17 protein-coding genes are annotated in these 18,801 nt (G+C 73.6%); 12 read left to right on the top strand and 5 right to left on the bottom strand.

Going from position 1 to position 18,801, the window contains the following annotated elements:
- Positions 1 to 91 precede the first annotated feature (91 nt).
- Both OG206_RS14565 and OG206_RS14560 read left to right on the top strand, forming a co-directional pair.
- On the top strand, positions 92 to 460 hold the full coding sequence (locus tag OG206_RS14565) for a hypothetical protein (protein ID WP_327116073.1): 369 nt from the start codon (positions 92 to 94) through the stop codon (positions 458 to 460).
- Positions 457 to 729 (top strand): DUF4031 domain-containing protein, encoded by a 273-nt coding sequence (locus tag OG206_RS14560; protein WP_327116071.1) that lies wholly within the window; start codon positions 457 to 459, stop codon positions 727 to 729. Before OG206_RS14565 ends, OG206_RS14560 begins: the two co-directional genes overlap by 4 nt.
- On the opposite strand, the gene OG206_RS14555 is transcribed toward OG206_RS14560, so the two are convergent.
- Both OG206_RS14555 and OG206_RS14550 read right to left on the bottom strand, forming a co-directional pair.
- The gene (locus OG206_RS14555; RefSeq protein ID WP_327122273.1) at positions 680 to 1,909 is read right to left on the bottom strand and encodes a Cmx/CmrA family chloramphenicol efflux MFS transporter; all 1,230 of its coding nucleotides are present in this window, start codon (positions 1,907 to 1,909) and stop codon (positions 680 to 682) included. The genes OG206_RS14560 and OG206_RS14555 overlap by 50 nt on opposite strands.
- Positions 1,910 to 2,008: 99 nt before the next feature.
- Positions 2,009 to 2,653, bottom strand: coding sequence for an HD domain-containing protein (locus tag OG206_RS14550; protein WP_327116069.1), 645 nt, complete (start codon positions 2,651 to 2,653; stop codon positions 2,009 to 2,011).
- A 91-nt stretch (positions 2,654 to 2,744) separates the two neighbouring features.
- Between OG206_RS14550 and OG206_RS14545 the strand changes: the two genes are divergently transcribed.
- From OG206_RS14545 to OG206_RS14525, 5 genes are all read left to right on the top strand, one after another.
- Positions 2,745 to 3,494 carry a LamB/YcsF family protein gene (locus tag OG206_RS14545; RefSeq protein WP_327122272.1) on the top strand — a complete coding sequence of 250 codons (750 nt, stop codon included), beginning with the start codon at positions 2,745 to 2,747 and terminating at the stop codon, positions 3,492 to 3,494.
- A complete protein-coding gene (locus OG206_RS14540) occupies positions 3,491 to 4,126 on the top strand; it encodes a 5-oxoprolinase subunit B family protein (RefSeq protein ID WP_327116067.1) in 636 nt (211 codons plus the stop codon). The genes OG206_RS14545 and OG206_RS14540 overlap by 4 nt, the downstream gene beginning before the upstream one ends.
- Complete coding sequence (locus tag OG206_RS14535; protein WP_327116065.1) at positions 4,123 to 4,983, top strand: biotin-dependent carboxyltransferase family protein; 861 nt, start codon at positions 4,123 to 4,125, stop codon at positions 4,981 to 4,983. Before OG206_RS14540 ends, OG206_RS14535 begins: the two co-directional genes overlap by 4 nt.
- Positions 4,984 to 5,213: 230 nt before the next feature.
- Complete coding sequence (locus OG206_RS14530; RefSeq protein ID WP_327116063.1) at positions 5,214 to 5,903, top strand: copper homeostasis protein CutC; 690 nt, start codon at positions 5,214 to 5,216, stop codon at positions 5,901 to 5,903.
- 116 nt (positions 5,904 to 6,019) lie between these two features.
- Positions 6,020 to 8,368, top strand: coding sequence for an MMPL family transporter (locus OG206_RS14525; RefSeq protein WP_327116061.1), 2,349 nt, complete (start codon positions 6,020 to 6,022; stop codon positions 8,366 to 8,368).
- Positions 8,369 to 8,469: 101 nt separating this feature from the next.
- Here OG206_RS14525 and OG206_RS14520 read toward each other — a convergent pair whose 3' ends face one another.
- Positions 8,470 to 10,452, bottom strand: coding sequence for a HelD family protein (locus OG206_RS14520; RefSeq protein ID WP_442805949.1), 1,983 nt, complete (start codon positions 10,450 to 10,452; stop codon positions 8,470 to 8,472).
- Between the two features lie 471 nt (positions 10,453 to 10,923).
- On the opposite strand from OG206_RS14520, the gene OG206_RS14515 reads away from it, so the two are divergent.
- A complete protein-coding gene (locus tag OG206_RS14515; RefSeq protein ID WP_327116057.1) occupies positions 10,924 to 11,115 on the top strand; it encodes a hypothetical protein in 192 nt (63 codons plus the stop codon).
- Positions 11,116 to 11,157: 42 nt separating this feature from the next.
- On the opposite strand, the gene OG206_RS14510 is transcribed toward OG206_RS14515, so the two are convergent.
- Positions 11,158 to 12,801, bottom strand: a complete 1,644-nt coding sequence (locus OG206_RS14510; protein ID WP_327116055.1) for a DNA repair helicase XPB — start codon at positions 12,799 to 12,801, stop codon at positions 11,158 to 11,160.
- Positions 12,802 to 12,958: 157 nt separating this feature from the next.
- Between OG206_RS14510 and OG206_RS14505 the strand changes: the two genes are divergently transcribed.
- Positions 12,959 to 13,756, top strand: coding sequence for a uracil-DNA glycosylase (locus OG206_RS14505; protein WP_327116053.1), 798 nt, complete (start codon positions 12,959 to 12,961; stop codon positions 13,754 to 13,756).
- A gap of 148 nt (positions 13,757 to 13,904) precedes the next feature.
- Here the strand turns inward: OG206_RS14505 and OG206_RS14500 are convergent, their stop codons facing one another.
- Complete coding sequence (locus OG206_RS14500; protein WP_327116051.1) at positions 13,905 to 16,379, bottom strand: helicase C-terminal domain-containing protein; 2,475 nt, start codon at positions 16,377 to 16,379, stop codon at positions 13,905 to 13,907.
- A 64-nt stretch (positions 16,380 to 16,443) separates the two neighbouring features.
- Between OG206_RS14500 and OG206_RS14495 the strand changes: the two genes are divergently transcribed.
- The 3 genes from OG206_RS14495 (at position 16,444) to OG206_RS14485 (ending at position 18,792) form a co-directional block, all read left to right on the top strand.
- Positions 16,444 to 17,568, top strand: a complete 1,125-nt coding sequence (locus tag OG206_RS14495) for a hypothetical protein (RefSeq protein ID WP_327116049.1) — start codon at positions 16,444 to 16,446, stop codon at positions 17,566 to 17,568.
- Between the two features lie 89 nt (positions 17,569 to 17,657).
- Positions 17,658 to 18,239 (top strand): sugar O-acetyltransferase, encoded by a 582-nt coding sequence (locus OG206_RS14490; RefSeq protein ID WP_327116047.1) that lies wholly within the window; start codon positions 17,658 to 17,660, stop codon positions 18,237 to 18,239.
- A gap of 7 nt (positions 18,240 to 18,246) precedes the next feature.
- Positions 18,247 to 18,792: a TetR/AcrR family transcriptional regulator gene (locus tag OG206_RS14485; protein ID WP_327116045.1), complete on the top strand. Its 546-nt coding sequence runs from the start codon at positions 18,247 to 18,249 to the stop codon at positions 18,790 to 18,792.
- Positions 18,793 to 18,801: the final 9 nt, after the last annotated feature.

Genomic DNA, 18,801 nt, shown 5'->3' with positions numbered 1-18,801 from the left:
TATTTTCAGGACGGAATCCCGTCAACCCCCCATTTCGTCCCCGCTTCGGAAGGACCAAGGGCGGGTTTGCGCGGCGGGGGACAATGGGTGCATGGAGTTGAACAGCCTGGAGCAGGAGCTGCACACCGCGCGTGCGCTCGTGATGGCCGATCTGGTCGCCGGTGACGTCGCCGAGGCGCAGATGGTCTCGATGGTCGAGGACGCGGTGACCCACCGGCGCTGGTGGGTGGAGCAGTGGCCCGAGGGGGCGTCCTTCGTCACCGGGCTGGTGGCCCAGGACGTCCAGGACGCGCTCCTCGAACAGTACGGCCGCTGGCCGTTGTGCCCCGTGTGCACGGGGGAGGCCCCGCACGCGCTGGACGTCGAGCCCGAACTGGGCCCCGATCCGCACTGGGTCTGCACGAAGGCGACCGTGTCCGTCGCGCCGGTGGGCAATCTCGCCGGGGTGTTCGGCCGGTGACGGTCTACATCGACCCGCCGACCTGGCCCGGCCACGGACGGCTGTGGTCCCACCTGGTCAGCGACGTCTCGTTCGAGGAACTGCACGCGTTCGCCGCGTCGATCGGCTGCCCGCCGCGCGCGTTCGAGCGGGACCACTACGACGTGCCCGAGGCGCGCTACGCGGACGCGGTGCGCGCCGGGGCGCGGGAGGTCGGGTCGAAGGAGATCGTGCGCCGCATCACCGAAGCGGGCCTGCGGAGGCCGAAGGGGCGTCCTGCTCCGGGCTGACGTGCGCCGGTGCGCCCGCGATCCGCTTGGAAGGCGTACCGCTGTGGAGCCGCATCGAGACCACCACGGTCACCAGGCCGGCCACCAGCATCGCGGCACCCGCCCAGGCCGTGGCGCGGAACCCGAAGTCGGCGTCGATCACCGTGCCGCCCAGCCACGGCCCGCTCGTGTTGCCCAGGTTGAAGGCCGCCGTGGTCGTCGCCCCGGCGAGCGTGGGTGCGACACCGGCCACGTTGAACATCCGGGCGTTGAGCGCCGGGGCCGTGTAGAACGCCGACAGGCCCAGCAGGAACGCGAGGACGACCACGGCGACCTGGTTCGACGCGAAGAGGGCGAGCGCGGCCAGGAAGACCGTCGAGGCCGTGATCCCGCTCAGCAGTACACCGAAGAGGTGGGCGTCCGCGACGCGGCCGCCGATCGTCGTGCCGATCAGCGCGCCGAGACCGAACAGGGCGAGCACCCACGGCACCCAGCCCGAACCGAGCCCCGCCACGTCCGTCAGGAGCGGCGCCAGGTAGCTGAACGCGCAGAACACGCCGCCCGCCGCGAGCGCCGTGATCACGATCGACAGCCAGACCTGACGGTCCCGGTAGATCGCTACCTCCCGCCTGAGCTGCGGCTTCTCGTCCGGCAGCGGAATGCGCGGAATGCGGGTCACGACACCGGCCAGGGCGACGGCGGATGCGGCGCCCACGGCCCAGAACGCCGACCGCCAGCCGAGGTTCTCCCCGAGGAACGCGCCCAGCGGCACGCCCAGCACATTGGCGATCGACAGCCCGCCGATCATGACGGCCATCGCTCTGGCGCGGGCGTTCACCGGCACCATCGCGATCGCGACCGCCGCGCCCACCGCCCAGAAACCGGCGCACGCCAGCGCGCTCACCACGCGGGAGACGAACAGCACCTCGTACGTCGGTGCCAGCGCGCCGGCGATCTGGCCCAGCCCGAAGACCGAGATGAGCGCGACGAGGGTCGTCCGACGGGGCAGCCGCAGCGTGGCGACCGCCAGCAGAGGGGCGCCGACCACCATGCCGATCGCGAAGGCGGATATGAGGAGCCCGGCCTTCGGGATCGACACGTTCATGTCGTCGGCGATGGGCGGCAACAGCCCGGACAGCATGAACTCGCTGGTACCGAGAGCGAACACCGAGAGGCCGAGGATGTAGACGGCCATGGGCATGCGGGGACGGCTGGAGACGGAGTCGGGCATGACAGTGGCCAACGGTGTTCTCGTCCCTGACATTCCCCTGTCCCAGTGGGCGGGCAAGCCCCCTCCGCTTCACCGCGTGAGCAGCTCCAGCTCGGTCGTCAGGTTCTGCCGGGCCCTCGGCTCCCACTCCGCCGCCCCCAGCGGGGTGCGGAACAGCCGGGGCAGTCCCAGCAGTTGCCGCAGGACGGCGGCCCTCCCCGCGCGGAACGCCTCGTCCGGGACGAAGCCGTACTCCTCCCGGACCTGGGCCGCGTACGCCGCGTACTCCTTGGGGGCCGCCGCCAGGATCGCGAGGTCCGCGTCGCACAGCGCCTCGCCGTTCGTGTCACCCGGGGCCGGGTCGTGCGTGACCGTGAGCCGGACCAGGCGGGCGACCTCCGCCGTCACCGCGTCCGGGAGCCCGGCCTCGGGCAGGGCGCGCTCGGCGAGGGCCGCGCTGCGTTCCTCGTTCTCCGAGCGGTCGGGCCGGTAGACCGCGTCGTGGAACCAGACGGCGAGGCGCACCACATCCGGGTCGGCGGCATGGCCGGCCAGGGCGTCGACCCGGTCCAGGACCTGCGTCAGGTGGGCGGTGGTGTGGTAGCGCCGCTGGGGCTCCGCCCAGCGGCCCAGGAGGTTGTCGGCGTACGGCAGGGGGTCGGGGCCGGGAGCGGCGCCCCGGACGGCGACGAGGGCGTCCTGCCAGCGGGTGCGGAGCGCGGTGGCGTCGGTCATACGGCGACTGTAGAGCGGCCGGACCTTGTCGCGCTGGGCGGCCGGTCGCTAGCGTGCGGCCGTGACGGAACGGGCGGAACCCACCTATCCCATCGACCTCAACGCGGACCTGGGCGAGGGCTTCGGCCGCTGGACCCTCACCGAGGACGAGGCGCTGCTGACGTGTGTCACCAGCGCCAACGTCGCGTGCGGCTTCCACGCGGGCGACGCGTCCGTGATGCGGCGGGTCTGCGACACGGCGACCGAGCGGGGCGTACGCATCGGCGCCCAGGTCTCCTACCGCGACCTGGCCGGATTCGGGCGGCGCGCCATGGACGTGCCGGCGGCCGAGCTCACCGCCGAGATCGCCTACCAGATCGGCGCCCTGCGGGTCTTCGCGGAAGCGGCCGGCTCCTCGGTGTCGTACGTCAAACCGCACGGGGCCCTCTACAACCGCGTGGTCCGGGACGACACCCAGGCAGCCGCCGTCGTCGCGGGCGTGGTGCTCGCGGGCGGCTCCCCGGCGGTGCTCGGACTGCCCGGTTCGCGGCTCCTCGCGCACGCCGGGGCGGCAGGCCTGACCCCCGTCCCGGAAGCCTTCGCCGATCGCGCGTACACCCCGCAGGGCACGCTCGTCCCGCGCGGTGAGGACGGCGCCGTGGTGCACGACGCGGACGAGGTGGTGCGCCGGAGTGTCCGCATGGCCGTGGAGCGGGCCGTCACCGGGGTGGACGGCAGTCGCATAGCGGTCGCCGCGCGGTCGCTGTGCGTCCACGGGGACACCCCGGGGGCGGCGGCGCTCGCCCGGCGGGTCAGGGCGGCGCTGGAGGAAGCGGGCGTCCCCGTCCGGGCGTTCGCGTGAGCGGCGTCCGGGTGCTGGCCGCCGGCCCCCGCGCCCTGCTCGTGGAGCTCGCCTCCGGCGAGGACGCGGAGGCCTTCCACGCGGAACTGCTGCGCCGCAGGTCCGCGGGGGAGCTCCCCGACGTGCGCGAGATCGTCCCCGGCGCGCGGACCGTGCTCCTGGACGGGGTCGACGACCCGCACCTGGCCGGGCGGCTGCGCTCGTGGACCGTGCCCCCGCTGCACCTGAGCGCCGCCGGGGCCGTAGGGATACCCGTCGTCTACGACGGCCCGGACCTCGCCGACGTGGCCGAGGCGTGGGGTGTGGCCGTCGAGGAGGTGCCGCGCATCCACGCCGGTACGGAGTTCCGGGTCGCCTTCTGCGGTTTCGCGCCCGGCTTCGGATACCTCACGGGGCTGCCCGGACACCTGGCCGTCCCGCGCCGCGCCACGCCCCGCACCCGGGTGCCGGCCGGGGCGCTGGCCCTCGCCGGGCCGTACACCGGGGTCTATCCGCGCCCGTCGCCCGGCGGCTGGCAGCTCATCGGGCGGATGCCCGGACCGGAGGCGCTCTGGGACCCGGGACGCGAACCGGCGGCGCTGTTCCGGCCCGGGACCCGGGTGCGTTTCGTGGCGGCCGGGGCGGGCGGATGAGCCCGGGGCTCGAAGTGGTGCGGGCCGGTGTGCTGACCACGGTGCAGGACGAGGGCCGCGCCGGCTGGGCGCACCTCGGAGTGCCCCGGGCCGGGGCGCTGGACGGGCCCGCCCGGCGGCTGGCCAACAGGCTCGTCGGCAACACCCCCGACGCGGCGGTGCTGGAGACCACGCTCACGGGGTGCGCGGTCCGGCCGGCCGGTGTGCGGTCGGTGCTCGCCGTCGTCGGCGGCGCGGGCTGCGCGGTCACCGTGGACGGACATCCCGCACCCTGGGGCGCGCCGGTGCGCGTGCCCCAGGGTGCGGTGCTGGAGGCCGGTCCCGCGCTCCACGGTCTGCGCTCCTACCTGGCGTTCGCCGGCGGCCTGGTGCCCGAACCCGTTCTCGGCAGCAGGTCCACCGACCTGCTCTCGGGGCTCGGGCCGCCGGTCCTGTGCGAGGGCGACCTCCTGCCGCTCGGTTCCCCGCACGGCGCGCCGGCGGCCGACACCGTGCCCTGGCCCGGCGCCCCCGCCGAACTGGTCCTGCCGCTGCACCCGGGCCCGCGCGACGACTGGTTCACGGGACCGGCCCTTCGCACGCTCACCACGGCCGCCTACCGCGTGTCGGAGCGCAGCAACCGCATCGGGCTGCGCCTGGAGGGTCCCGTGCTGCGGCGCGCGCGGGACGGCGAACTCCCCAGCGAGGGGATGGTGCTGGGTGCCGTCCAGGTGCCGCCGGACGGACGGCCCGTGGTGTTCCTCAACGACCATCCGACGACGGGGGGTTACCCGGTCGTCGGCGTGGTCACGGAAGCGGCGCTGGCGGGGGCGGCGCAGGCGGTCCCGGGGACACCGGTGCGGTTCGTGCGCGCGTGACGGGAACCGGGACGCGGGCGCCGGCCGCCGGGGGGTGACCGGTGAGCCCGGCCCCGCTCTTGCCCCGGGAGCGCGTGGCCGCGGCGCGTCGGCTCCGCGGATGCCGTCTCTCTCTCGCGTATCTTCACGCTTGCGTCCACATGGGGAGCTGCGCCGCCGGGTGGCTGACCCGTAGTCTGGTTATTGGACTAGACCTGTAGTCCGTAGCCGCTCCGAGGGAATGGAACACCATGAGCAACCGTGCAGTCCTGGAGGTGATCGCCCTCGACGCCGAGGACGCGGTCGCGGCGCAGGCGGGTGGTGCGGACCGCCTCGAACTGGTCACCGACATGGCGGCCGACGGCCTCACACCGTCCCTGGAGACCTTCACGGCGATCAGGGACGCCGTCGGAATCCCGCTGCGGGTCATGCTCAGGGTGGCCGACGGATTCGCCGCCGGTGATGTCGACGTCCTGGTGGAGAAGGCCCGCGCCATGCGGGCGGCAGGCGCCGAGGAGTTCGTCCTCGGCTTCCTCGACCAGGACGGGCACGTCGACCTGGTGGCCGTCGAGCGGATCGTCGCCGAGCTGAACGGCTGCTCCTGGACCTTCCACCGCGCCATCGACCGGGCGTCCGACCGTGACGCGCTGCGCAAGCACCTCGCGGACCTGCCCGGCCTGGACACGTACCTCACGGCGGGCTCGCCGAGCGGGGTCGACGCCGGCATGGACGTCCTGCTGGCCGAGGCGGGGCGGTCGGACCTGCCCGGCTACGAGCCGCAGATCATGGTCGGCGGCGGCCTGCGCCTGGACCACCTGGCCCGGCTGCGGGAGGCGGGCATCGAGGCCTTCCACATCGGGGGCGCGGCACGACCGGGCGGCTGGGACGGCCCGGTGGACGCGGCCGCCGTACGGCAGTGGCGTGAGGCGCTCGACGCCTGACGGCCCTGGACGGACCGGGCCCGGCGTCACCCGTTCCCCCCATTCCGGAGTGCCGGGGGCGGGGGGCCGATCCATGCTGAACTCCCTGAGGTGTCCGGCCCAGCCGCGGAGTCCACATGCCATTGCCGCAGCCTGATCGCGCCTCCGGCACGGCACATCACCGTCCGGGGACGCTGCACAGGACCGGGGCCTGGTGCGCGCGCCACTTCGTGACCGTCATCGTCCTGTGGCTGGTCGCGCTCGCAGCCCTCCAGGTCCTGCACCACGCCTACGGGGGCGACTACTCCGACGACTTCTCCCTCTCCGGAACGCAGTCGCAGGACGGTCTCGACGTGCTGCAGGCCCACGCCCCCTCGGCCGGCGGCTACAGCAGCAACGTGGTGGTGCACGACTCGGACGGCTCGCTCACCGCACTGAGCAGCCAGATGTCGACGGTCGTCGGCAGCCTCCAGAAACTGCCGGACGTGCTGTCCGTGACGAACCCCCTGACGTCCGACACCGGCACCAGCACCCCGGACGTGGGGCCGCTCTCCACGGACGGGAAGACGGCCTACATCACCGTCCGGTTCAGCGTCCAGCCCTCCACGCTCGAGTCCGGCTACCTCGACGGGGTGGACTCGGCGGTCAAGCCGCTGAGGTCCGCCGGTGCCGAGGTCGAATACGGCGGATCGCTGGGTGAACTGGCCAGGCCGTCGGCGAACGACCGCATCAGCGAGGCCATCGGGTTCGGCGTGGCGATCCTGGTGCTGCTCATCGGGTTCGGCAGCCTGGTGGCCGCGGTGCTGCCGCTGGTCACCGCCCTGATCTGCGTCATCTGCGGACTGGGCCTGCTGGCGCTGCTGGCCGCCGCCACCACCTTCGCGACGGTCTCGCCGACGCTCGCCACGATGATCGGGCTCGGCGTCGGCATCGACTACGCCCTGTTCCTGGTCACCCGGCACCGGCAGAGCCTCATGGACGGCAAGGACCCCGTCGCCGCCGCCGGTTCGGCCACGGCGACGAGCGGGCGGGCCGTGCTGCTCTCGGGCTGCACCGTGATCATCGCCCTCTGCGGGCTGTGGGTGTCCGGGATCGGCTTCATCGGAAAGCTCGGCGTCGCTGCCGCGGTCACCGTCGTCACCGCTGTGCTCGGGGCGCTCACGCTGGTGCCGGCGATGCTGGGACTGGTGGGCAGGCACATCGACCGGATCCACGTCCGTACCCCGATCGCGGAGGTCGAGGGCGGCCCGTCGGACGCGGGCGGCACGGGGGGTCCGCCGGACCCGGTGGGCGCGAGCGGCGGCTCGCGGGCCGTACCGGGGGACGCGGCGCACGGCACCTGGCACCGGTACGCCCGGCGGGTGGAGCGCCGGCCGTGGTGGTTCCTGGGCGGCGGCGTCGTCGTGCTGGCCGTCCTCGCGTTCCCGCTCTTCTTCATCCAGCTCGGGCACATCGGGGACGGGGCCGACCCGAAGTCCTTCACCGACCGCCGGGCCTACGACCTCATGTCGTCGGCCTTCGGGCCGGGTTCGAACGGGCCGCTGACCCTCGTCATCGACCAGAGCGCGGTACCGCAGAGCGACCGGTCCGACCTGCAGAGCAAGGCCCAGCAGTCCCTGACCGAGGTGCCGGACGCGGCCGTCGTCACCCCGCTCACGGCCACCTCGGACGGGGACGTCCTCACGGCCACCGCGTACTCGGTCGCCGCGCCGCAGGACGAGCGGACGACGAGCCTGGACAACCGCCTGAAGGACGACGTCCTGCCCGGCGCGGTCTCCGGCACCGCCGCGCGGACCTATGTGACCGGGACGACGGCCGCCCAGGTCGACTTCCTCGACATCGTGTCGAGCAGGCTGCCGCTGATCATCGCGGTGGTCGTAGGGCTCGCCTTCCTCGTGATCCTGGCCGTGTTCCGAGGGGTGCTCGTCGCCGTCAAGGCAGCCCTGCTCAACGTCCTGTCGATCGCGGCCTCGTACGGCGTCGTGGTGGCCGTCTTCCAGTGGGGCTGGGGAGGGCCCGCGCTCGGGGTCTCGGGCAAGGTCCCGATCGAGAGCTACGTGCCGATGATGATGTTCGCCATCGTCTTCGGCCTCAGCATGGACTACGAGATCTTCCTCCTGTCGCGCATCCACGAGGCGTGGCTGGCCACCAGGGACCCCAAGGCGAGCGTCGCGCACGCCCTGGAGATCACCGCGCGGGTCATCACCTGTGCCGCGCTCATCATGGTCAGCGTCTTCGCCGCGTTCATCATCAGCGACAACATCGTGGTCAAGATGCTGGGGCTCGGCCTCGCCGCCAGCGTGCTGATCGACGCCACCGTCGTACGGCTGCTGCTCGTGCCCGCCGTGATGACCCTGCTCGGACGCGCCGCGTGGTGGACGCCGCGGTGGCTGGACCGGATCCTTCCCCATCTCGATCCGGAGGGATCGGAGGGGCGGGAAGGACCGGCGGGACGGGAACCCCCGGCCACCGCCGTTCGTCACTGAGAGTAAGCGGAGAGTGTGGCGACGACGGTGGCGTGATCGCCCGAGCCGAGCCGAGCCGGCCGTGTCGGCCCGGCCCGGCGGGGCCCGGCCCGTCGGTCACCTCACCGGCCGAGTTGCTCCGGGAGGGGGGCCGCATGCAGGACGACGAGGCCGGAGACGGCTCGGGTGAGGGCGACGTACAGGCGGCGCAGGCCGGTGCGTTCGTCGGGTTCGCCGTCGACCACCGCCGCGGGTTCGTCCAGCACGACGTAGTCGTACTCCAGACCCTTGGCCAGGGAGGCCGGGACCAGGGTCAGGCGGGAGTCCGCCGTCGTCTCCTCACCGGGGGAGAGGCAGCTGTGGCCCGCTTCGGCGAGGGCGGTCGCGAGGGCCGGGATGCGGGCGTCGGCGGCGATCAGGCCGATGGAGCCCTCGTGGCGCAGCGATTCCTCGCACGCCGCGATCACCGCCGCGTCCAGCTCACCCGCGCCGGACACCTCGCGCACCGCGAGCGATCCCGCCGCCTCTCGGACCGACTCGACCGGGGCGAGGCCGGGGGAGATCGCGGGGAGCAGCCGGGAAGCGTAGGCGATCACCTCGCGCGGCACGCGGAAGCCGGCCGTCAACTCCTCCACCACCGCGTCCGCCTTGCCCAGATGGAAGAGCGCCTGCTCCCAGCTCTGCGTCGACCACGGGGTCGTGCCCTGGGCCAGGTCACCGAGGACCGTCGCCGAACCGGTCGAACAGCGGCGCCCCACCGCGCGGTACTGCATGGGGGACAGGTCCTGGGCCTCGTCGATGACGACGTGTCCCAGCGAGTGCGTCCGCTCCACCAGGTCGGCGGCCTCGTCGATCAGGACCGCGTCCGCCGCCGTCCACCTCGCCGACTTCACGCTGCGCGCGGGCTTCTCCATCAGGATCCGCTTCTGCTCCTCGTCGGTGAGCGTCCCCGCCGCGTGGGCGGCAAGGAACTCCGCGTCGGTCAGCAGCCGCAGCACCAGCTTCGCCGGATCGACCGCCGGCCAGATCGCCTTCACGGCAGCCTTCACCGCCGGATTGCGGGCCACCGCGTTCTGCACCCGGTCGTCGGGGGCCTCGCCCGCCTCCTCCATCCGGACGAGGACGGCGTGCGCGATGCGCTGCGGCAGGGCCTCGTGCGCGGCGCCGTAACGCATGTCGCGGGCCATCAGCTCGGTGACCATCTCGGCGACTTCGTAGGCCGGGATCCGCCAGCGGCGCGAGCCCCGCACCACCATGACCGACTCGGTGGGAGGGGTGACGTGCGAGCGGATCGCACGTCGCAGGACCTCCGCCATCCGGGCATCGCCCTTGATCACGGCCGCAGGGGCCTCGTCCGTGCCGCGCACCTCGACCCGGGCCGTCACGAGATCCTCGACGGTGGCCTGCTTCACCTCCAGCTCGCCGAGTGCCGGCAGGACCTGCTCGATGTAGTGCAGGAACGACCGGTTCGGGCCGACGACGAGGGTGCCGGTGCGGGCCAGCCGCTCGCGGTGCGCGTACAGGAGGAAGGCGACCCGGTGCAGGCCCACGGCCGTCTTTCCGGTGCCGGGGCCGCCCTGGACGCAGACCGTCCCGCCGAGCCCGCTGCGGACGATCTCGTCCTGCTCGGGCTGGATCGTCGCCACGATGTCGCGCATCGGACCGACACGGGGCCGTTCGATCTCGGCCTGGAGGAGCTTGCTGGTCTGCTCGGCCTCCGACGGGTCGTCGAGGTGCTCGTCCTCGTACGCGGTCAGCTCGCCGCCCGTGTAGCCGAAGCGCCGGCGGCGGCCGACGTCCAGCGGGTTGTTCTTGGAAGCCTGGTAGAAGGGCTGCGAGACCGGGGCGCGCCAGTCGATGACCATCGGATCACCGTGGGCGTCGTGGACGTGGCGGCGCCCGATGTAGAACTGTTCTCCCTCCGAACCCTCCGCCTTCTCGGCGCCCACTTCGTGCAGGTAGTCGAGGCGGCCGAAGAAGAGCGGGGTGTGGGTGAGATCGGCGAGCGCCTTGATGCGGTCGTCGATCTGGGCCTGCAGGACGGCGGCGTTGACCCAGTTCGCCGTGACGTCGCGGATGTCGAGTGCCTGCACGTCCTCACGCATGGCACGCAGCGCGGCACGGGACGCGGCGAGGTGCGCCCGCTCCCTGACCAGTGGATTGCTTGACTCTTCGTGCGCGGGCACGGTGTTGCCTCCGGCTTTTCGACGCAGGACGGCGGGCAGGGCCGGCTGCCCTGTCCGCTCGGGGACGTACACACAGGAATGCGCACGCGGATGGGCGCGTGCGGCTGTTGTCGGCCGGTTTCCGTCCGGTCGGCGGCGCTCCCCCGGCTGCCGGCCGCCCGGAGGGGCGGCCCGGTACCACGGTGCGGGAGGCGGGCAGACCGGCGAGTGTATCGAGCGTTTCCCGCGGGAGCGAACGAATTCGGGGAACGTCACCCGGTGGCCCGGGGCCCCGTACGCCCCGTAGGGGACGGCATGTGACGGCGTGCGACCTGCGGCCGACGGGTGTTCGCCGGGACTTCCGTCCGTGGGCCGATGCCCGGGCGGGGCGGGCGGAGCACCATGGAATGCATGAGCACCGTTTATCTGGACCCACGCAGGACCGGCCCCGCGCACGGCGCGACCGCGGCGACCGGCCACCCCCGCGGTCACCGCGTCGGGAACGCGGTGCGGGCCGTCTCGGTCTACGTGCGCGCAGCGTTCGGCGTGGCCGTGCTCGGTGAGTACGCGGAGGAGGCCGGCGTCGTCCGCCGCCGCCGCTGAGAGCCTGTCGGCACCGCGCCGCACCGGAGCCGACAGGCGCCGTCAGCTCTCGGTGAGCAGCTCGTCCGCGTCGACGATCCGGTACGCGTAGCCCTGCTCGGCCAGGAACCGCTGGCGGTGCGCCGCGAAGTCCTGGTCGATCGTGTCGCGGGCGACCACCGAGTAGAACCTGGCCTCGTGCCCGTCCGCCTTCGGCCGCAGCACCCGGCCGAGCCGCTGTGCCTCCTCCTGCCGCGAGCCGAACGTCCCCGAGACCTGGATCGCGACGGTCGCCTCGGGCAGGTCGATCGAGAAGTTCGCGACCTTCGACACGACCAGCACGCTGATCTCGCCCTCGCGGAACGCGTTGAACAGCTTCTCGCGCTGCGCGTTGCTCGTCTCGCCCTTGATCACCGGCGCGTTCAGGTGCTCACCGAGTTCGTCGAGCTGGTCGATGTACTGACCGATGACGAGGGTCTGCTCGCCCTGGTGCTTGCGGACGAGTGCCTCGGTGACCTTCCGCTTCGTCGCGGTCGTCGCGCAGAACCGGTACTTCTCCTCGGCCTCGGCCGTCGCGTACGCGAGGCGCTCCGAGTCCGTGAGATTCACGCGGACCTCGACACAGTCGGCGGGCGCGATGTAACCCTGCGCCTCGATCTCCTTCCACGGCGCGTCGAACCGCTTGGGGCCGATGAGCGAGAAGACGTCGGACTCGCGCCCGTCCTCACGCACCAGCGTCGCGGTGAGCCCGAGGCGGCGGCGGGCCTGGAGGTCGGCGGTGAACTTGAAGACCGGTGCGGGCAGCAGGTGCACCTCGTCGTAGATCACGAGCCCCCAGTCGCGGGAGTCGAACAGCTCCAGGTGCGGGTAGATCCCCTTACGCCGGGTGGTCAGCACCTGGTAGGTGGCGATCGTGACCGGCCGGATCTCCTTGCGCGTGCCGCTGTACTCGCCGATCTCGTCCTCGGTCAGCGAGGTCCGCTTCACCAGCTCGCTCTTCCACTGCCGGGCCGAGACGGTGTTCGTGACCAGGATGAGCGTGGTCGCCTTGGCCTCGGCCATCGCGCCGGCCCCGACCAGCGTCTTCCCGGCGCCGCAGGGGAGCACGACGACTCCGGAGCCGCCGTGCCAGAACCCCTCGACGGCCTGCTTCTGGTACGGGCGGAGCGCCCAGCCCTCCTGGTCGAGCTCGATCGGGTGCGCCTCGCCGTCGACGTATCCGGCGAGGTCCTCGGCCGGCCAGCCCAGCTTCAGCAGCGTCTGCTTGATCTGCCCGCGCTCGGACGGGTGCACGGCCACGGTGTCCGGGTCGAGGCGTGCCCCGACCAGCGGCTGGACCTTCTTCGAGCGGAGGATCTCCTCCAGCACGGGCCGGTCGTTGGAGGTCAGCACCAGGCCGTGGACGGGGTGCTTGGAGAGGGTGAGACGGCCGTACCGCGCCATCGTCTCGGCGATGTCGACGAGCAGCGCGTGCGGCACCGGGTAGCGCGAGTACTCCACGAGGGCGTCGACGACCTGCTCGGCGTCGTGTCCCGCGGCGCGGGCGTTCCACAGGCCCAGCGGGGTCAGCCGGTAGGTGTGGATGTGCTCGGGCGCACGCTCCAGCTCGGCGAAGGGTGCGATGGCACGACGGCAGGCGTCGGCCTGGTCGTGGTCGACTTCGAGGAGCAGAGTTTTGTCGCTCTGGACGATGAGAGGCCCATTCACGCGCGTCGGCCCTTTCTGTTCCGCTTCTGCCCTGCCGCTCGGATGTGCCGCCGGGACGGCCGCGAGCGGCCAAACGTCCAGTGTGCCGCATCCGCGCCCCAACCGGGCGGGCGCGCGGGGGCAGGGTCCGGGCCCGTCGGGCCCGTAGCGTGGGCGGATGGACGAGACGGAGCCGCCGGGCCGGGTGCCCGGACCCGATGACGCCGGGTTCCCGGCGCACCACGCGCCGCGGTGCGCCGGGATCGCTGAGCTGGACGACCTCGTCACCCGGTGCCGCGCCTGCCCCCGGCTGGTGGCCTGGCGGGAGGAGGTCGCCGCGGTCAAGCGGGCGGCCTTCCAGGAGTGGGACTACTGGGGCCGGCCCGTGCCCGGCTTCGGGCCGCCGGACGCGTCGGTGGCGGTGGTGGGACTCGCGCCCGCCGCACACGGTGGGAACAGGACGGGCCGGATGTTCACCGGCGACGCGACGGGCGACTTCCTCTTCAGGGCCCTCCACGAGGTGGGCCTGGCCTCGCAGCCCACCTCCGCGCACGCCGATGACGGGCTCGTCCTGCGTGGCGTACGGCTCACCTCGCCCGTGCACTGCGCGCCGCCGGCCAACAAGCCGACACCGCGGGAGCGCGACACCTGCCGGGCGTGGCTGACCAGGGAGCTGACCCTGCTGGGCCCCGGGCTGCGCGCGATCGTGGTCCTGGGGGCCTTCGGCTGGCAGGCCCTGCTGCCGGTACTCGCCGAGTGCGGCCGGCCGCTTCCCCGCCCGCGTCCCGTGTTCGGTCACGGTGCGCACGTCGTGCTCCCGGCGACCGAGCACGGCCAGGAGCTGCATCTGCTCGGCAGCTACCACCCGAGCCAGCGCAATACGTTCACGGGCCGGCTCACCATGCCCATGCTTACCGACGTACTCCGGGAGGCAGCCGTCCTCGGCGGGATCGGGCCGGTCGCCCCCGAGGAGTGACGCCCTCGGCACGGACCCACGGCACCCACGGACCCTCGGCACCCACGGACCCTCGGCACCCACGGACCCTCGGACCGCCGGACCGACGGGCGGGCAGCCGGTGCGGACCGGCGGGCCCCGGTGGCCGACCCGGCGGCGGGACGGTTCGTCAGGTCGCCTGTTCGTCCGCGAGTTCCGCGACGCCCGTGATGCGGTGCAGCGGGTAGGTGCGTACCTCGTCGGCGGTGTGGTCGTATCCCGTGACGTAGCCGCCCTCGACCTTCACCGGGGCGATCACGCGCTGGCTGGCCGCGCCGTCCGCGTTGACGTAGCCGATCCAGACGGCGGAGCCGGTCATCGCTGCCGCCTGCACCGTGGCCAGCGTCTCGGCGGGTGCCGTGCGGGGGAGCGAGCCGGACGCGGTCGTGTCCGGCGTCTCCTTGCGCACGGCTCTCGCGGCTGTGTCGCCGGCCCTGATGGCCCGTACCGCGGCGGTCAGCAGAGTGCTGTCCGGGACCGGCGGGCCTTCGGGCACGGGCACGGGGGGTGTGCGGGGCGGCGTGCGGCGTGCCCCGGCCCGGGTGATCAGCACGTCGCCCTCGGCGGACTCCGCGGCAGGGGCGTATCCCATCTCGCGCAGCCCTTCGAGCAGCGAGCCCGGGTCCGCCTGCGCGGCCAGCACGGTCGGGGCGAGGCGGCGCAGACGCAGGGTCGCCGAGCGCTTGTCGGCCAGGATCTCGTTGAGTACGGCCTCGTCGTCGCAGCGTACGTATGCGGACGCGGCCCCGACGCGGAGGTGGCCGTGGCGGCGGGCGACGTCGTCGATGAGGTAGCTCAGCGGCTGGGGCACCGGGGTCCGGCTGTGCGTGGCCAGGAACGCGTGCAGGTCGGACGCGGCCCGGCCGGCGTCCAGTGCGCGGCGTACGGAGCCGGGGGTGAAGCGGTAGACCGTCGCGCCGCCCTTGGACTCGATGTCGGCGAGCACCGAGAGCATGTCGGCGAGCGGGCGTTCCAGCGGGCCGGGGGCGACGGCGGTCAGGTCGGCCTGCAACAGCACGTGGTCCAGGGGCTCGGGGATCAGCGGGGCGAGCCGGGCCGCCGCCGCTGCGGGGCCCTCGTCGAGCAGCGCGCGGGCCTGGGAGGAGAGGGCCCCGCGCCCGGTGATCCCGATGAGTTCCGCTTCGTTGGCGGTCCACAGCGCGATGCGGGACCGCAGGTCGGTGGCGTCGCCGGACGGCTGCCCCGTGGTGGGCACGCCGGGTCTGGACGTCCGCGGCGGCCGCTCCCAGCGGAGGCGGGCCAGCAGGGTCTGCGGATCGGGCGCCGTGCCCGGGGGCAGCGAGGCGAACAGCTCCAGGACGCGGTGGCGGACCTCGGGCGCGGCCGAACGGTCCAGGTCGGGGCCGAGTGCGGACAGGGCCCTGCCCTTCGCGTCCTGGCCGCCGATCAGGCCTGCGGTGCGGGTGGCGGCGAGCCAGGCGGTGGCGAGGTGGGTCCAGCGGTCCTGGGCAGGGAGGTCGAGCCACTCGTCGGCCGCGGGGGTGGGGGCGTAACGCTCGTCCGTCTCGCCGTCGGAGGCCAGCAGGCCCGCCGCGTAGGCGAGTTCGATCCAGAAGGCCGCGGTGTTCTCGGGGACGTCCAGGGCGTTGGCGGCGCGCTTCAGCTCGCGCACGCTCAGCCCGCCGGCCCGCAGGATGGCCGGGCCGCCGTTGTTCCAGAGCTTCAGCAGTTCCTCGACGGTGGACAGGGCCATGAAGCCCTGGCCGGCCGCCGCCCTGTCCACAGCCTGGGGGTCACGCTCGGCCGCCGCGACGAGCGCGGGTGCCACCGGCTCGGGCACGCGGTGGGCGCGCCCGGCCCGCAGATGCAGCGCCGCCTCGCGCGGCAGGACGACGGTGCGGGTCGACACGGGCAGCAGCAGCCCGCGGTCGCGCAGCCACTGGACCGGCGGTGCGGGGTTCGGGGTGACCTCACCGTACGGCGGGCCCCACACCAGCCGGTCGAGGACGGACAGCGCCTCGACCGGGGCGGTGTCCAGGAGTTCCGCCATCCTCGTCCGGTCCGTGAAGAGTCCGGCCAGCGCGGCGACGGCGGACACGGGGTCGTGGGTGGCCGGGAGCCCGGCAGCCGTCAGGATCTCCTGCAGCCGGCCCGGTGACATGCCGGCCGTGGCTTCCGCGACCGTCGGCCCGAGACCGGTGGGGGAGGGGTGCTGCGGCGACGGAGCGAGGAGTTCGCGCGCGGTGCGTGTGAGGTGCAGGCGGGCGTCCTCGCCCCAGACGAGGGCCTGTTCGCGCAGCGTCGTGAGCGCCGCGGGCAGCGCGGCGGTGATGGCGGCGCCCGCGCCGTCCCGCCTGTCGCCGTCACCCTCGCCGTCACCGGTGAGCAGCGCGAGCAGCGTGTCGTACGGGGCCGGGTCCGGCGCCACCGCCAGTGCCTCCGCGGTCTGCAGCGCGAAGCGGTCGAGGTGCTCCAGCGCGCGGATGACGGAGGCGCGGGTACCGGCCCGCGTGGCCAGCTGGGTGATGTCGTTCGGCACGGGGCTGAGCAGGTCGGGGCGGGCACGCAGAAGCCCTGCCAGCGATTCGTCGCCCCGTGCGCGCAGAGCTTCGGCGAGCGTGCGCGGTGGTGTGGTCGTCCCCATCCGTCCCACGGTAGCCCCTGGAACGCTACCGTCGGGGCAGGGCGGGTAGAGGGAGAACCATCGCGTGGGGATCGAGAGCGACCAGCTTGTCTACGACTTTCTCAGCCGGGTCGGTGACCTGGCCCAGCAGCAACAGCTGTCGTCGGGTGCCCGGATGAGGCTCGTGTCGACGCTGCGCGGAGAGATCGACCGGCAGCGCGGTACGGACGGTGCGGACTCTCCCGCAGCGGTCCGGCGCATCCTGGGGCGGCTCGGGGCCCCGGACGAACTCGTCGCGGCTGCGGCCGGATCGGCCGACGGGACGGTGCCGCTGCCGTCGCCCGGGGAAGCGGCGGGCACGGGTGACGAGCGGCCGGCCGCGGTGCCGCGAGCGCGGCGGGGAGTGCTGCGGAAAGACGCGTTCCGCAAGGGCGCGTCGCAGGGGCCGGCGGAGCCCGTGGCGGAGGAGCCGAGGCTCCTGGGGGCTCCGGCTCCGGGCTGGCCCTCCGCGGCCGCGCCGCACATGACGGGGCTGGACCGGGCGCCGTCCGAAGGCGAGCCGGAGTGGTGGCGGATCGAACCGGGGCCCTTCGGCGAGGGCGCGCGGGGTCCGGTCGCGCCCGGAACCGACGTGCCGGGGTTCGTCGGCGGTCTGGAGAGCCCGGAGCTGTTCCGTCCCACCGGGCCGCCCGTGGCGGTCACCCCGGAGGAGGCGGAGGCGGCGAAGGCGGCCGAAGCGCTGAAGGCCGCACAGGAGAAGGCCGCCCAGGGAAAGCCCGCGCCCGCGGCGGCCGTACCGGCGCCCCGCAGGGGGCTTCGGCTGCGCCGGCCCAGGCCGGCCGTCGTGGACGCGGACGCGGTCAGGAGGCCCCGCCTCGCGAACCCGCTGCTGCTGCTCGCCGCCGCGTTGCTGGTGGCGGGCGCCGTGCTGGGTTCGTGGCTGGCGCTCGCGGGTGGCTGGCTCCTCGCGTACAGCTCGCGCAGGATCTCGCGCGCGGAGGCGAAGTGGGTCGCGATGGGGCTTCCCGGCGCGGTCGTGGCCGGTGCCTTCGTCTGGCTCTGGGGCCGGATGGAGGGCCGTTGGGGCACGCCCATCGCCGAGGACGCGATGGGTGACGCGATGACGGACGTCTGGCCGGTGGTGGTGCGCGTGGCGGCGGTGGCGTCGGCGCTGTACCTCGTCTGGCGCGCGCGGAGGCTGCCCGGCTGACGGCCGGGGCGACGGGCCGGGGCAAAGGCGCAGGGCCGGCGGCCGATGGAGCGTACGTTCGTACGCCTCGGGGGTGTACCGTCGTCCGCATGCCCACGGACTACTTCGCCGACGATCCGCGCACCCACATGGAGCGCATGCGCGCGGGCGACCTCTACATCGCCGACGACCCCGAGATCGTCCGTGAGCAGCAGCGGGCGATGCGGCTCGCGGCCCGCTACCAGGCACTCCACACCGAGGACGCCGACGCCGCCCGGACGGTCCTGGCCGAACTCCTGGGCTCCGTGGGGGAGGGCGTCGAGCTCAGACCGCCGCTCTACGTCGACTACGGCAGCAACATCCACATCGGGGCCCGTACGTTCGTCAACTACCACCTGACGGCGCTGGACGTCGCGCCGGTCACCATCGGCGAGGACTGCCAGATCGGCCCCAACGTGCAGCTGCTGACGCCGACACACCCCGTGGAGCCGCAGCCCCGCCGGGACAAGCTGGAGGCCGCGCTGCCCATCACCATCGGCGACAACGTGTGGCTGGGCGGCGGAGTCATCGTGTGCCCCGGCGTGACCATCGGGGACAACTCCGTCATCGGTGCCGGGGCCGTGGTCACCAGGGACATTCCCGCCGGTGTGGTGGCGGTGGGCAATCCGGCCCGCGTCGTCCGGGACGTCTGAGCGCCCCGTGGCCACCGGACGCACGGACCCGCAGCGGCGCGAGCGCATCCTCGCCGCCACGCTCGACCACATCGCCGAGGAGGGGGTAGCGGGTGTCTCGCACCGCAAGATCGCGGTCCGCGCCGATGTGCCCCTCGGCTCGATGACGTACCACTTCACCGGCATCGACGACCTGTTGCGCGAGGCCTTCACCCGGTTCGCCGACCACATCGTGGCCGTGTTCGAGATGCACCTGGGCCGCGCCGGCAGCCCGGAGGAGGCGCGTGAAGCCGTCACCGATCTGATCCACGAGCTCTCCGAAGGGCCCCGCCGGGACCTCGTCCTCACCCAGGAGCTCTACACGCTGGCGGCCCGGCGCGACGAGTACCGCGAGCTCACCCACGCCTGGATGAACCGCAGCCGTCGCCTGCTGGAGCAGCACTTCGACCCGGACACCGCGCGGCAGCTGGACGCCCTGATCGAGGGGACCGCCCTGCACCGGTCCCTCGACACCGAACCGCAGGGCCGCGATCTGACGCGGCAGGCCGTGGGGCGCATGACGTCCGGCGCCTGAGGGCTGTCC

The sequence above is a fragment of the Streptomyces sp. NBC_01341 genome, assembly GCF_035946055.1.
GTDB lineage: Bacteria > Actinomycetota > Actinomycetes > Streptomycetales > Streptomycetaceae > Streptomyces.
This window is presented reverse-complemented; position numbering and strand designations above follow the sequence as displayed.

What these genes read in the sequence shown, in the direction of transcription:
- OG206_RS14565 (WP_327116073.1), top strand. Translation starts at nt 92, where the DNA reads ATGGAGTTGAACAGCCTGGAGCAGGAGCTGCACACCGCGCGTGCGCTC.
- OG206_RS14490 (WP_327116047.1), top strand. Translation starts at nt 17,658, where the DNA reads ATGCCCACGGACTACTTCGCCGACGATCCGCGCACCCACATGGAGCGC.
- OG206_RS14515 (WP_327116057.1), top strand. Translation starts at nt 10,924, where the DNA reads ATGAGCACCGTTTATCTGGACCCACGCAGGACCGGCCCCGCGCACGGC.
- OG206_RS14535 (WP_327116065.1), top strand. Translation starts at nt 4,123, where the DNA reads ATGAGCCCGGGGCTCGAAGTGGTGCGGGCCGGTGTGCTGACCACGGTG.
- OG206_RS14525 (WP_327116061.1), top strand. Translation starts at nt 6,020, where the DNA reads ATGCCATTGCCGCAGCCTGATCGCGCCTCCGGCACGGCACATCACCGT.
- OG206_RS14555 (WP_327122273.1), bottom strand. Translation starts at nt 1,909, where the DNA reads ATGCCCATGGCCGTCTACATCCTCGGCCTCTCGGTGTTCGCTCTCGGT.
- OG206_RS14550 (WP_327116069.1), bottom strand. Translation starts at nt 2,653, where the DNA reads ATGACCGACGCCACCGCGCTCCGCACCCGCTGGCAGGACGCCCTCGTC.
- OG206_RS14520 (WP_442805949.1), bottom strand. Translation starts at nt 10,452, where the DNA reads ATGCGTGAGGACGTGCAGGCACTCGACATCCGCGACGTCACGGCGAAC.
- OG206_RS14505 (WP_327116053.1), top strand. Translation starts at nt 12,959, where the DNA reads ATGGACGAGACGGAGCCGCCGGGCCGGGTGCCCGGACCCGATGACGCC.
- OG206_RS14500 (WP_327116051.1), bottom strand. Translation starts at nt 16,379, where the DNA reads ATGGGGACGACCACACCACCGCGCACGCTCGCCGAAGCTCTGCGCGCA.
- OG206_RS14530 (WP_327116063.1), top strand. Translation starts at nt 5,214, where the DNA reads ATGAGCAACCGTGCAGTCCTGGAGGTGATCGCCCTCGACGCCGAGGAC.